We start from the raw sequence: 13,791 nt of genomic DNA, 5'->3' as shown, positions 1-13,791 counted from the left end.
TGAGGTGAAGCGATAAAGGTATTTGGATCGATGATTGAGGTTAATTATGTTTGATTTCTCGCAAGTGGTGGATCGCCACGGCACGTTTTGTACTCAATGGGATTACGTGCAAGATCGCTTTGGTCACGCCGATTTATTACCTTTTACTATTTCAGATATGGATTTTGAAACGGCGCCTTGTGTACTAAGTGCCGTAAAGCAGCGGATGGAACACGGAGTGTTGGGTTACAGTCGTTGGAACCATGATGAGTTTAAATCCGCGGTGACAGGTTGGTTTGAACGTCGTTATCAGGCGACATTAGAAACCGAGCATCTGGTGTATGGACCGTCGGTCATTTATATCATTTCACAGCTTATTTTACAGTGGAGCAAGCCAGGTGAAGGGGTGTTAGTGCATACTCCCGCCTATGACGCCTTTGGCAATATGCTATCGGCGAATTATCGTCAAATGCTGACCAGCCCTTTAATGAAAACTGACACCTGTTATGAAATTGATTGGCCACAATTTGAAACTCAAGCCGCACTACCTCAATGTAAAATTTTACTGCTTTGTAGCCCGCAAAATCCAACGGGTCGAGTGTGGACGTTAGATGAATTACAACGTATGGCACAGATTTGTCAGCGTCATGATGTAAAAGTCATTTCTGATGATATTCACATGGATATGGCGTTTGAGCGTTACATTCCTTGGTCACAAGTGGCAGTAGATGAAGATTGGGCATTGGTCAGTTCCGGTTCTAAGTCATTTAATATTCCGGCACTCACAGGCGCCTATGCATTTATCCCAAATCAAGAACATCGTGATGCCTACCTTACCCAGTTAAAAGCCGCCCATGGTTTGTCCTCCCCATCTATTCTAGGGGTGATTGCGCATATTGCTGCTTATCAACAAGGTGAAGAGTGGTTGGAAGCATTAAAGGCTTATCTGTTTGAAAATCTCAAATACGTGGCAGATACGCTTAATCAACAAATTCCACAATTGAATTATCAAGTTCCTCAAGGTACTTACCTAGCATGGTTAGACTTAAATCCGTTGAATATTGATATGGATGAACTGCAACGTATTTTAATTGAAGATTATAAAGTGGCAATTATGCGTGGCGATACCTATGGCAAAGAAGGGCAAGGTTATATTCGCCTAAATGTCGGCTGTCCACGCAGTAAAGTTGAAACGGGTTTAACGGCGTTAATTGCGGCGATTAAAAGCCTACAGCATTAAAGTTAATAAGAAAAAGCCCTAGAGGAGTTACCTAGGGCGACCTTATCGTGCAAGGTTAATATGGAGGTTTAGGTTTTGTTGATAACCAGCTTAGAGGGAAGTTTAACTTGAGCTTTTGGCTTGTATTGCGCCAGAGTTAAGCCAATAAACACCAAACCACCTCCAATTAAATGAAACTGAGTAGGATGCACACCAAGCAGCAACACGCTGATGCTGGCGGTAAAGATCGGCACGAGATTCATAAATAACGTCGCCCGTTCTGCACCAATGAAAGCAACGCCTTTTAACCAGCACCAAGGGGCAATAATCGAGGCGGCTAGGGCGGCAAAACCAACCATTGGCCAAGCGTTGGTTTCAATGCCCCAATGCTGACTTGAAAATAGTAATGGTAGTTGTAATAACGCTCCAAGCATTACCTGACAATACACCGCGCACCAGGTCGTTAAAGGCAGTTTCCATTTGTTAAGCAGCACGGAATATAAAGCATAGGCACAAGTGGAAGCGAGCATCAGCATGTCGCCTTGCTTTAAGCCTTGCTCCATTAATTGCAACGGATTTCCTTCGGTCAGCATATACAACAAGCCCGAAAAAGAGATCACCGCGCCGATTAATGTGGTTTTACGTAATTGAGAACCTAACAGCGGCACGGCAAGAAAAAGGCCAATCAACGGCATCAAAGATAGAAAGATAGCAATGTTGGTCGCGCTGGTGGTGTAGGCGGCGTAATACGCTAGGCTTTGGTTGAGCACCATCCCCAATGAAGCTAATGTCGTCAGCTTGATTAAATGGCGTTTAACCACTGCCCATTGTTTGATGACTGAAAACAAACAAAAAGGACTGAGTACTAATAACGCGACAAACCAACGATAAAAAGCAATCGCACCTGGCTCAATCGTCGCCGTCGCCATTTTGCTCACGACAGCATTGGTCGCCCAAATCGCAACGGCAACAATGGGAAATAAACACTGAATAAATAATTTACGGTTAAATACGGTCATCATTTTTCCTTATGGGAGATCTTTATCTACTAGTGGTTAAATCTTTTGATAAAACGTTTTACCTATAGTGTAGAGTGTGGCACGAAAAGTGGGTCAACCAATAGGCTCGATCGGACAGAGAGTTGGCAGGTTCAGACAAGTTAGTAGGGAGGGTGTAATGACAAGCAAAGATAGAACAAGTAAAGGTATCGTAAGCCCAACCTTCATGCCTAAGTTGGTTGATCAATTACCAAGCTCGGTTTTTGTGCATTACTTTCATATTGCAGGTGGTACTGAAACGGAGACTCATCTGCATGATTGGGGGCAAGTGCATTTGATAAAACAAGGTGTGCTAGAGATGGAGGTAAATGGGCGAAAAATGGTCTCACCGGCCGGTTTTGCGATTTGGACTCCGGCTCAAGTTCCTCATCGAGCCTTTAATCGACAAGATATTGAGTATTGTGCGATTAACATTGATGTTTCTCGAACTCATCATTTGCCGAGTCAGGCATGCATGATCGCCTTACCACCCTTAGTGCTGGCTATTATTGATGACTTAGTGGCCCGTAAAGTCGATAAAATTGAAAGCCATCAAGATACTTGCTTAACCGATGTATTACTTGAACGGTTAGCCAGTGCTCACCGAGTAGATGATTTTCTGCCGACAACAACCGATTTATTATTACAACCAATATTGGCAGAGCTAGAAGCCAACCCCACTAACAATTGCCCAATGTCTGAATGGGCCAAACGAGCCTTTACTACCGAACGAACATTGCATCGACGTTTTCAAAAGCATTTACGCATGAGCTTTAATGAATGGCGACAGAGGTTGAAGGTAGTAACTGCACTACAACTGTTAAAACAGGCAGAATCAATAAACCAAGTGGCTTACCAGCTAGGCTACAGTGATGCTTCGGCGTTTATTAAAATGTTTCGTAAGCATACTGGACTCACTCCCGCCGTCTACCGACAACAAATCACCACAACTTCAGAAAAGGAAGCTGAATGAGTTTATTTGAAAAGTTAAAAACAGTTGTCGCAAGTATGCAAGGCCAACAGGATTTTAGTTATCTGAAAGATTTAGACCGTGCACAATTACAAAGTCTCACCACCGATGGGCAATCAAAAGCAGAAAAGTATGCTGCGCAGCAGGAGTTGTTAAGAAGGGCGTTGCACTAAATGTGAGTTAATACATTGTTGGGACATGATTGTTATCCGCATGATTACAACAGCATATTTCAAATGTGGAGAGAGTTTGTTTTATATAAAGAAAGGCTTACGCATTTACGTAAGCCTTTTCATATTGAACTAATAGTAAGAGTTATGCTTTTAATAGCCCTTCAATTTCATTGGAAATAAATTGTGCTCTGGAGCCAAGGATTACTTGGATTCCGGTATCGCCGACATAAACAACCCCCTTAGCACCTAATTGAGTGAGGCCATCTTTATCAATAAGGTCACCTTGTTTAAGCTGCAATCGTAATCGAGTGATACAAGCTGTAGATGATTGAATGTTATCAAGTCCGCCCACGCTGGCGAGTACTTTATTGGCCAATTCATTGTCTGAAATGTCATCGATGTTAGTCGTGATGGTGACACGACCCGGTGTTTTTACATCTAATTTTCTGATCACAAAGCGGAATACACCATAATAGATGATTGCCATTGGGATACCGACAATCACTGCGCTTAAATAATTGGTTTCAAAACCGTTGAGTGATGGAACAATACCAAATGAGATGTAGTCAATTAATCCCGCCGAGAACGACTTCGCAATATGAGCATCCAGTAAATACATCGCCATGTAAGACAGCCCCGCCATGATGGCGTTAAAGACGTATAAAATAGGTGCAACAAAAATAAAAGTGAACTCTACCGGTTCCGTTATGCCTGTTAAGAAACAGGTTAGTGCAGCAGAAAATAAGATACCCGCAGCGATTTTTTTGTTTTTGGTGTGAGCTTCATGGTACATGGCCAAACAGGCTGCAGGTAATGCAAACAGCATCAAAGGAAACTCGCCTTGCATAAACTTACCGGCATTTTGGTAGCTATCGGTCGAGAAAGATTTCACACCTTCGGCAAGCATTTTGAACCATATAGTCTGATCTCCATGAATGACTTGCCCTGCTGTTGTGGTGTACTCACCAAATGAATACCAGAAAGAAGGGTACCAAATATGGTGCAAACCAAGAGGGATTAACGCCCTTTCTGTTAAGCCAAAAATGAAGGTGGATAGTGCTTGATTACCACCATTGACGATGCCAGATAACGCATTGATACCATCTTGAATATGCCCCCAAATATAAGGGAGTAATAAACCAAGAAAAAAGGAAAATAACGCAGTGGCGAGTGGAACAAAACGTTTTCCAGAAAAGAATCCTAGAAATTCAGGAAGCTGTATTGCATGAAATTTATTGTAGCAATAGGCTGCTAAAATACCGGAAATTAAGCCACCAAACACGCCCATTTGCAGGCTAGGAATACCAAGCACTAACGCGTATTTTCCACCGGACATCGCCATTTCTGGTGTGATATTTAGCATCGTGCCTATTGTGGTGTTAATGATGAGAATAGAAACCGCAGCTGATAACGCTGCAATGCCCGATTCCCCCGCTAAGCCCACTGCCGATCCAATCGCGAATAATAAGGGTAAGTTATCAAAGATTACGCCACCCGCGTGCATCATTAATGGTAGGTCAAACTTGTCTCCAAACGCGAGCAATAAGCCTGCAGCGGGTAAGAGTGAAATCGGTAGCATTAACGCTCGGCCAATTAACGATAATCTGGAAACGGCGCCAGTGAGTGATTTTATAAGGTCCATAAATCATTTCCTCCTTGAATTCATGACAAGGAGATTATAAGAAGGGCCGAGTCAAGTAAGCGAAATAAAGCGATGTTTTTATTAAAAATTAAACGTTTTACTTTATAAATCGACTTTTTAATTAAACGTTTTACTTCTCGAAAATTTTTATAAAGTACTTATTTATGATGAATGCTAGATGGGATCATCAGGCGAAAGGAAGGGGATTCCTCTTTGGGAGCCCCCTCTATTTCTTGACTGACTTCAAAAAATCGTCGGCAAGCTTGAACACCTATTTCCCCTAAGTCGGCTGAAATAAATAATGATGAATCGTTAAAATAGAAGGTTGGTTTTGTATCCACAAAGCAGATCAAGGAAACGACTTTACCGAAGACTTGATCGTAACCAACCTTGTGGCCTAAACGTTCAATGGCAACACATGCTTCAGCGTAAGATTCAAGGTCATGGCAGATCACGGCCGAGATTGCAGCATCTTCTTTCAATAAGTGAAAAACTCTTTCAGATAACCCTTCTTCAGAATCCAAAACACAATGAGTACTTGCGGATAAATTGGCGTGATTAAGTGCTTTAAAGTAGCCTGAAATTCGCTCTGCTCTGCACATAGAGCCAGTTTCGCCTCCCACATAGGCAACTTTTCTATGACCTTGATTGATGAAATAGTCTGTCGCCATTCTTCCTGAGTTAGCGTGGTCGACACCGAGATAATCGACGTTATCGGTAAATATGCTATTTTTTGATAAATCAATAATGGGTAAATCATTTGAAACAGAATCTAATGCCGCTTGATAAAAAGCGCCTCCGGATAAAGATAAACAATAAAAAATACCGTCAACGCCTTGGGAGATGAGCTGATGAGTTTGTTCGGTGAGCGTTTTCCATTGGTGATCACATTGATAGATATTTATCAGATAATCTTGTTCTTGCAGTTTATCAATCAAGCTTTTTAGAGTGTGGGATGTGTAGCTGCAGCTTATATCTCCCACCACGATGCCAACAGTTTTACTGTATTTAGAACGTAATTTTGCGGCAAGGTGGTTACGAACATAACCAATATCTTGAGCAATCTGAATGACTTTATCTCTTGTTTCAGGGGAAAGATTGCCCTTATTCCTTAATGCTAGCGATACCGTAGTGGTTGATACTTCGGCTTTTTTGGCAATGTCTTTGATCGTCACTGTATTTTTCATGAATTCTACTTGAATAGTGAAATATGGTTATCATCACGGTTTAGATAGTGAACTATAGCTGATATTTTGAGTGGTGATTTTGATTATTTTACATATTCGCGAATAGGGAAATAAAGTGAATGGGAAAATGAGGGATAGTGTGATTAATTTACGAAACGTGATTTTTTAAGATATCAAAAATTGAGAGAAATATTTTGATAGTGTTCAATAACAAAAAAGGCTTACGAGTGAATGTAAGCCTTTGTTTTTACATTAAATGACTTTAGTTCATACCGTATTTTTTAAGCTTCTTACGAAGAGTTCCACGGTTGATACCCATCATGTTCGCTGCGCGAGTTTGGTTGCCGCGAGTGTACTGCATAACCATGTCTAGCATTGGTTGTTCAACTTCAGCTAATACTAATTCGTAAAGATCGTTAACGTCTTGGCCATTTAACTGAGCAAGGTAGTTCTTTAAAGATGCTTTTACAGAGTCACGTAGTGGCTTCTGTGTGATCTGGTCTTGTGATGTAACAGTAGTAACTGTGAATGGTTCTGAAGTCAGATTTTGTTCGAACATAATTAGTCTTAGCTCTTCGTTTTGATAGTTATAATGCAACGATACCCGTCATATTTAAAGCGACAGCGTTGTTGACGATGCTTATTAACCTGAATCACTAGGCTTCATTCGCTGGTCGTCTTGCTGCGAGTGTTTAAATACTCGTGGTATAAAAATAATTTCTTAGCACATCAATTTGCTTTTCAGCATCCTCGATGGCATTGAAAATACGGCGGAACTCACCTTGACTATCATGCTCTTTTAGATACCAGCCCACATGCTTACGAGCGATGCGAGGGCCTAAAAACGCTCCATAAAATTCATGAAGGGCTTGAACATGACCAATTAAGATATCTTGCACTTCTTCTTGTGGAAGGGGGGGCAAGTGTTCTCCGGTTTGTAAAAAATGTTGGATCTGGTTAAAAATCCACGGTCGACCTTGGGCAGGCCTACCGATCATTAGAGCATCCGCACCAGTGTAATCTAATACGTATTTCGCTTTTTCTGGGCTATCAATATCACCATTGGCGATCACCGGAATAGAGATAGCTTGTTTGACGGCTCTAATGCTGTCGTATTCTGCTTCGCCTTTGTACATGCAAGCTCGCGTTCTCCCGTGGAGTGCCAACGCTTGTATGCCACATTGCTCAGCCATTTTGGCAACTTCAACACAGTTTTTATTGTCTGTGTCCCATCCTGTGCGCGTTTTTAAGGTTACTGGAACCTCAACTGCCTTCACCACCGCTTTTAATATCTGTTCGATAATATCGGGGTGCTGCAATAACGCGGAACCTGCCAGTTTTTTATTCACTTTTTTGGCTGGGCAACCCATGTTGATGTCGATGATTTGAGCACCGTTTTCAACACTGACTTGCGCAGCTTGTGCCACGAGATCAGGATCTGCGCCCGCAATTTGTACAGAACGAATGCCCGATTCGCCTTCATGTACCATGCGTTGTAGCGACTTGGATGTGTTCCAAACTTTAGGATTGGAGGACATCATTTCACTGACAGCCATTCCTGCACCATATCGAAGACACAATTCACGAAACGGCCTATCGGTCACACCTGCCATCGGGGCGACGATTAGGTTGTTCGGTAATGTATAGTTTCCGATTTTCAAAACAGCATCACACTTCATCTCGGCAAGGGCGCGCATTTTACGCATTTTTTCGGGGCGTGAAAAGACTAATATTTGACCATTTCATAAATAGTTTGCGAAATCGTCTACTTTTCAGTCAATTAGCCCCGAGGGTGGCGATAAAAAGTTTTTAATGCTGTGTTATTGAGGCTTTTTTTGACCCGAGATGCGGCACCATTCTTGTTGCTCGATAATTGGGTCAAGCTCGAAAGCATCTTGGTAGTAAGTCGCAACATCGGCAGCTTGCGAATCAAGCACACCTGACATAGCCAATAAACCACTTGGTTTGACTAGGCTAGTGATCACGCCTGAAAGCTCGCGTAATGGCCCTGCAAGGATGTTAGCAACCACTACATCGGCAATTAAGCCTTCTGGTTGGTCTTGAGGTAGGAATAGCTCTAATTGGTCTGCTACGCCGTTACGCTCAGCATTATCGCGTGAAGCCAAAATCGCTTGGGGATCGATATCAATACCAATCACTTTAGCAGCGCCGAGTTTGATGGCAGCAATCGCTAAAATGCCAGAACCACAACCAAAGTCGATGACAGTTTTGCCTTCAAGATCTAACCCTTCTAGCCACTCTAAACATACTGAGGTAGTTGGGTGAGTACCGGTACCAAATGCTAGGCCCGGATCAAGCATCACATTAACTGCACTTGGATCAGGGATTTCGCGCCAGCTTGGACAAATCCATAGACGCTGACCAAATTGCATTGGGTGGAAGTTATCCATCCATTCACGTTCCCAGTCTTTATCTTCGATTTGCTCAATTTTATAAGCAAAATCGTCGCTGAGCATTTGGCTGCCTTTGATTTGGTTCAATACTAGTTGAGTATCAACCTCTGCATCGTAAAGCGCGAGGATGTCAGTTTCACCCCATAAACGAGTTTCACCCGGTAGTGGTTCAAATACTGGGGTATCTTTGGCATCTAAAAAAGTGACAGATAACGCGCCCGTTTCTTCCATTAACATGTCGCCAATAGCTTCGGCGTTAGTGTCAGTGGCATTAAGTTTAATTTGAATCCAAGGCATGGGATTGGCCTCTTGCTAGGTTAATTTGGATAAATATGAATTGAGGCGAAGTTTAGCAGATGCGCTTCGCCTTGTAGAGATTATATAAATTACTAGGGTATTCTTATTATGCGGTTTGAAGCTGAGTATTGGGTTTGAGCTTACTACCAATGATGAAGGCGATTAACCCAAGTAGTAGTGTCGGTACGATGGCATGTACACCGCCGATGTCCGGTTTGAAGGTACTGAATGCGATATAAGAAAACAGTCCAACCACCATTGACGCGAAAGCGCCGGTTGCCGAAGCGTTTTTCCAGTAAAGCCCTAATACCAACGGCCATAGGAATACCGCTTGCATGCCGCCAAAGGCCAATAGATTTAGCCAGATGATCATATCCGGTGGATTAAGCGCGGCGACAAACACTAACGCAGCAAAAATACCGGTGACCCATAATGATAATTTAGGTAGTGTTTTTTCCGCTTTTTCCCCTTGTGCCATCGAAGGGTTGATGTAGTTGATGTACAAGTCTTTTAATAAGGTCGCGGAGGCTTGAATTAATTGTGAATCAATCGTCGACATAATTGCCGCCATTGGCCCAGCTAAGAAAACTCCGGCAACGACGGGCGGTAAAACCGTGATCATTAAGGTCGGCATAATTTGGTCAGGGCTGGCGATATCCGGCACGATAGCACGACCAAAAGCGCCGGCTAAGTGCATGCCTAGCATTAATAGCGCGACCATTATGGTACTGATCACCATGCCTTTGTGTAGAGAGCCGCTGTCTTTATATGACATACAGCGCACTGCGGCATGAGGTAAGCCAATTACCCCAAAACACACTAGTACCCAAAAGCTCATCATAAAAGGTTCTGTGAGAAAGTGGTTTGGCCCGTAAGGCGTAATTAAAGCCGGATCGATGCTGTGTAAGTCGGTGACGAGTTCGCCAATGCTGCCACCGGCATGAACGATGCCGACCAGCAATGCAATAGTACCAATAATCATCATGATGCCTTGCAGGGTATCGGTCATTACGACGGCGCGAAAACCGCCAATAGTCGTGTACAAGCCAACCGTAATAGCAAAAATCATCAAGCCGTAGGTGTAAGAAAGTCCGGTCACGGTTTGCAGCAAACGTGCACCACCGACAAACTGAACCACCATAGTGCCAAAGAAAGCTAACAATAAAGATAACGAGGCAAACACCACCACACCGCGGTTTTTATAACGCGCGTACAGAATATCGTTTAATGTGAGAGCATTATGACGACGAGCTTCAATGGCAAACTTTTTCCCTAACACGCCGAGAGTAAGCCAAGTCGCGGGCAATTGGATCATCGCCAGTAATACCCAACCAAGTCCCATTTGATAAGCCGCGCCCGGGCCACCAATAAAGGAACTGGCACTGGCATAAGTAGCAGCAAGTGTCATAGCAAGCACAAAGCCACCCATGCTACGACCACCAACTAGGTATTCATTTAAAAAACCTTGCTTGTTGCTGTGGCGACTACTCCAAAAAGCCAAGCCGAACACCGCAATAAGATATAACGCTAACGGGATAAGAATTTGGCTATTCATGGTGATCTTCTTGTTCTATTTCTAGTGACATATCTTTATAGATCCATTTCACCATCGCGGCGCACAGTAAAGTAAAGACAACCGGGCCGACCACACAGGCCATTAAAAACCACAATGGAAAACCAAAATAGAGAGTCGGCATCTCGGTGATGTTTTCAGGGCTAGGCGCTAAACCATAAGCGGAAACATACCACCAGACAAAATAAGCTAAGGCTAGGCCAATCGCCCACTTAGCTTCTTTGTGTGCTTGTCGATAACGAGCCTGTAGGGTTTTCATGATCAATGTTCTTTACTGAGATGAAAGAGGGGAGGCATTTTTACAAACAATCCAAAGAAACACAAATGGGAAGAGGTTCCTAGTTTCTGGTTCCTAGTTCCTAGAAAGAGCAGTTTCAAGATCGCTTACTTTTACTCGAAACGCACAATTCCCAACAAAAAAACGTCATTCCTGCCGAGCCTTAGCGAGAGCGGGAATCTACTTACAGCGAGTTGAATATAGATCCTCGATGTCGCCTAGGCTCCTCAAGGATGACAGCTTTTTGTATCACTTATTAACGATCTTTCTTGTTCAAGCAACGAGCAGCGCAGCGCCCGAACCCCGAAAACAAAAAAAAGACCGCAGTTTTCACCACGGTCTCTGTGTCTTTTTCTAGAAACTAGGGACTAGCTCCTAGTAACCTGCTTTTATTGCAGACCTAACTTCTTCTCAAGGTAGTGAATGTTTGCACCACCGTGTTGGAAGTTTTCATCCAGCATGATGTCAAGCTGTAGAGGAATGTTGGTTTTGATGCCATCAATGATGGTTTCACCTAGTGCATTCTTCATACGTGCAATCGCAACATCACGGTTTTCACCGAAAGTGATTAGCTTGCCGATCATTGAATCGTAGTGTGGCGGTACAGAGTAGCCAGCATACACGTGAGATTCCCAACGAACGCCCATGCCACCTGGTGGATGGAAGTGTTGGATTTTACCCGGACAAGGTAGGAAACGCACTGGATCTTCCGCATTGATACGACACTCAACCGCATGGCCGCGGATCTTAATATCGTTCTGCGTGAACGATAAAGGCTGACCTGCAGCAATACGTAATTGCTCTTTGATTAGGTCAATGCCAGTTACCATTTCTGTCACTGGGTGTTCTACCTGAATACGTGTGTTCATTTCAATGAAGTAGAACTCGCCGTTTTCGTATAGGAACTCGAAAGTACCTGCGCCACGGTAGCCGATTTCAATACAAGCACGCGTACAACGCTCACCAATGTATTGACGCATTTCTTCAGTAATACCTGGAGCCGGAGCTTCTTCCACTACTTTTTGGTGACGACGTTGCATTGAACAGTCACGCTCACCTAGGTGGATTGCGCCGCCTTGGCCATCTGCTAATACTTGAACTTCAATGTGACGAGGGTTTTCTAGGTATTTCTCCATGTAAACCATGTCATTGTTGAAGAAAGATTTTGCTTCAGAACGAGTCATTGCAATGGCTTCAACCAAATCGGCATCTTTACGTACTACACGCATACCACGACCACCGCCGCCACCAGAGGCTTTGATGATAACTGGGTAACCAATGCGTTTTGCAAAGGCGCGGTTTTTCGCATCGTCATCGTCTAACGGGCCATCAGAACCCGGTACACAAGGTACGCCAGCTTTTTTCATTGCGTTGATAGCAGAAACTTTGTCACCCATTAGGCGAATAGTTTCAGCTTTCGGGCCAACGAAGATGAAGCCAGATTTTTCAACTTGTTCAGCGAAATCGGCATTCTCAGATAAGAAACCGTAACCTGGGTGGATAGCAACTGCGCCCGATACTTCTGCAGCAGAAATAATGCGTGGCACGTTTAGGTAGCTATCTGTACTGCGAGCAGGACCAATACAAATGGTTTCATCAGCAAGTAGTACGTGTTTTAAATCACGGTCAGCCGTTGAGTGAATGGCGACCGTTTTAATGCCTAGCTCTTTACATGCGCGAAGAATACGTAGGGCGATTTCGCCTCGGTTCGCGATGACTAATTTATCTAGCATTTTATTGCCTCTTGTTACCGTGTTAATGATGTGAGATCTGTTTGAAACAACAGACTTATTCAATCACAACAAGCGGTTGATCGAATTCAACAGGTTGGCCATCTTCAACAAGAATAGCTTTAACAACACCTGTTTTATCAGCTTCAATTTGGTTCATCATTTTCATTGCTTCAACGATACAAAGAGTTTGACCTTCTTGTACGCTTTGACCAATCTCGATGAAAGATTTCGCTTCTGGGCTTGGAGAACGGTAGAAAGTACCAACCATTGGTGAAAGTACTTTGTGACCCGTTTCTACAGGAGCAGCCGCAGGCGCTGCTGGTTCAGATGCCGCTGGTGCAGCCGCAGGCGCTGCTGGAGCCGGAGCTGCCGCATATTGAACTGGAGCCGCAGGAGCCGCTTGATTGCTATAGCGGTTGATGCGTACTGATTCTTCACCTTCAGAGATTTCAAGTTCAGCGATGCCAGATTCTTCTACTAGCTCGATAAGCTTCTTGATTTTACGAATATCCATAATGTGTTCTCTATTAGTTTAATTATTCATTTCACGACAATAGTAAAACTACTGCCAATGTCGTAAACGTGTCCAAGTAATTTGAACGCGCGAAATCTTGGTAGCGAATTCATTAAGCCGATGGCGTTTGGCTTAAATGAGAGTGCGCTGCCGAGAGTGCAAATTGGTAACCTTGAGCGCCGAGCCCGCAAATCACACCAACCGCTTTATCTGAAAGATAAGAATGATGGCGGAAAGCTTCGCGAGCGTGAACGTTCGATAGGTGCACTTCAATAAATGGAATCTTCACCCCAAGCAATGCATCGCGTAGTGCCACACTGGTGTGGGTAAACGCGGCAGGGTTGATGATGATAAAGTCGATAGTGTTGTAAGCGGCATGAATCGCTTCGATCAATTCGTATTCACGATTCGATTGTAAATGCGACAGTTCAATACCTAACTCTTTAGCTTGCGCCTCTAAGTTATTAACAATATCGGACAATGTATTAGAACCATAATGCGTCGGTTCACGTAACCCGAGCAAATTTAAATTCGGCCCATTTAAGACTAGAACTCGTAAGTTTGCTGACATTGTGTGGCTAATATCCATTAAAGTGAATGTAAAATGCATCATGTCATAATTTTGATGCTTTGCTAAGTAAGATAGCAAAAAAAATGACTCTACATCTAATGATTTGACTGATTATAGCTAAATCAGCGCAAATCGCAGCATTTTACTGGTCTAATGAGGTCAAAGCGAGTTCCTAGGTTGAGAGTTCCTAGTCCCTAGAGGATGG

The 13,791-nt window shown here is 43.4% G+C and carries 14 protein-coding genes; 3 read left to right on the top strand and 11 right to left on the bottom strand.

The features are described from left to right. Positions 1-46 precede the first annotated feature (46 nt). Entirely contained in the window at positions 47-1,219 is a 1,173-nt protein-coding gene (locus tag K358_RS0102595) for a MalY/PatB family protein (protein ID WP_027695360.1), read from the top strand. Positions 1,220-1,287: 68 nt separating this feature from the next. Here the strand turns inward: K358_RS0102595 and K358_RS17945 are convergent, their stop codons facing one another. Then, a complete protein-coding gene (locus tag K358_RS17945; protein ID WP_038149560.1) occupies positions 1,288-2,217 on the bottom strand; it encodes a DMT family transporter in 930 nt (309 codons plus the stop codon). Between the two features lie 157 nt (positions 2,218-2,374). On the opposite strand from K358_RS17945, the gene K358_RS0102585 reads away from it, so the two are divergent. Continuing rightward, a complete protein-coding gene (locus K358_RS0102585) occupies positions 2,375-3,208 on the top strand; it encodes an AraC family transcriptional regulator (protein WP_051241148.1) in 834 nt (277 codons plus the stop codon). Beyond that, positions 3,205-3,378, top strand: coding sequence for a hypothetical protein (locus K358_RS19180; RefSeq protein ID WP_156888675.1), 174 nt, complete (start codon positions 3,205-3,207; stop codon positions 3,376-3,378). Before K358_RS0102585 ends, K358_RS19180 begins: the two co-directional genes overlap by 4 nt. 142 nt (positions 3,379-3,520) lie before the next feature. On the opposite strand, the gene K358_RS0102575 is transcribed toward K358_RS19180, so the two are convergent. From K358_RS0102575 to aroQ, 10 genes are all read right to left on the bottom strand, one after another. Next, a complete protein-coding gene (locus K358_RS0102575; RefSeq protein ID WP_027695358.1) occupies positions 3,521-5,020 on the bottom strand; it encodes a PTS transporter subunit EIIC in 1,500 nt (499 codons plus the stop codon). A gap of 158 nt (positions 5,021-5,178) precedes the next feature. Then, positions 5,179-6,207: a LacI family DNA-binding transcriptional regulator gene (locus K358_RS0102570; RefSeq protein ID WP_027695357.1), complete on the bottom strand. Its 1,029-nt coding sequence runs from the start codon at positions 6,205-6,207 to the stop codon at positions 5,179-5,181. A 262-nt stretch (positions 6,208-6,469) separates the two neighbouring features. Continuing rightward, positions 6,470-6,766: a DNA-binding transcriptional regulator Fis gene (gene fis, locus K358_RS0102565; RefSeq protein WP_027695356.1), complete on the bottom strand. Its 297-nt coding sequence runs from the start codon at positions 6,764-6,766 to the stop codon at positions 6,470-6,472. Between the two features lie 133 nt (positions 6,767-6,899). Then, positions 6,900-7,868 (bottom strand): tRNA dihydrouridine synthase DusB, encoded by a 969-nt coding sequence (gene dusB, locus K358_RS0102560; protein ID WP_027695355.1) that lies wholly within the window; start codon positions 7,866-7,868, stop codon positions 6,900-6,902. A gap of 159 nt (positions 7,869-8,027) precedes the next feature. Next, positions 8,028-8,918 carry a 50S ribosomal protein L11 methyltransferase gene (gene prmA / locus K358_RS0102555; protein ID WP_027695354.1) on the bottom strand — a complete coding sequence of 297 codons (891 nt, stop codon included), beginning with the start codon at positions 8,916-8,918 and terminating at the stop codon, positions 8,028-8,030. 106 nt (positions 8,919-9,024) lie between these two features. Beyond that, positions 9,025-10,473: a sodium/pantothenate symporter gene (panF, locus tag K358_RS0102550; protein WP_027695353.1), complete on the bottom strand. Its 1,449-nt coding sequence runs from the start codon at positions 10,471-10,473 to the stop codon at positions 9,025-9,027. Continuing rightward, positions 10,466-10,750, bottom strand: coding sequence for a YhdT family protein (locus tag K358_RS0102545; RefSeq protein ID WP_027695352.1), 285 nt, complete (start codon positions 10,748-10,750; stop codon positions 10,466-10,468). Before K358_RS0102545 ends, panF begins: the two co-directional genes overlap by 8 nt. A 407-nt stretch (positions 10,751-11,157) precedes the next feature. Next, positions 11,158-12,501: an acetyl-CoA carboxylase biotin carboxylase subunit gene (accC, locus tag K358_RS0102540; RefSeq protein WP_027695351.1), complete on the bottom strand. Its 1,344-nt coding sequence runs from the start codon at positions 12,499-12,501 to the stop codon at positions 11,158-11,160. Between the two features lie 55 nt (positions 12,502-12,556). Then, complete coding sequence (gene accB / locus K358_RS0102535) at positions 12,557-13,015, bottom strand: acetyl-CoA carboxylase biotin carboxyl carrier protein (protein WP_027695350.1); 459 nt, start codon at positions 13,013-13,015, stop codon at positions 12,557-12,559. Positions 13,016-13,127: 112 nt separating this feature from the next. After that, complete coding sequence (gene aroQ, locus K358_RS0102530) at positions 13,128-13,586, bottom strand: type II 3-dehydroquinate dehydratase (protein WP_027695349.1); 459 nt, start codon at positions 13,584-13,586, stop codon at positions 13,128-13,130. Between the last annotated feature and the right edge of the window lie 205 nt (positions 13,587-13,791).

This window comes from Vibrio litoralis DSM 17657 (genome assembly GCF_000426765.1).
In the GTDB taxonomy this organism is placed as follows: domain Bacteria; phylum Pseudomonadota; class Gammaproteobacteria; order Enterobacterales; family Vibrionaceae; genus Vibrio; species Vibrio litoralis.
This window is presented reverse-complemented; position numbering and strand designations above follow the sequence as displayed.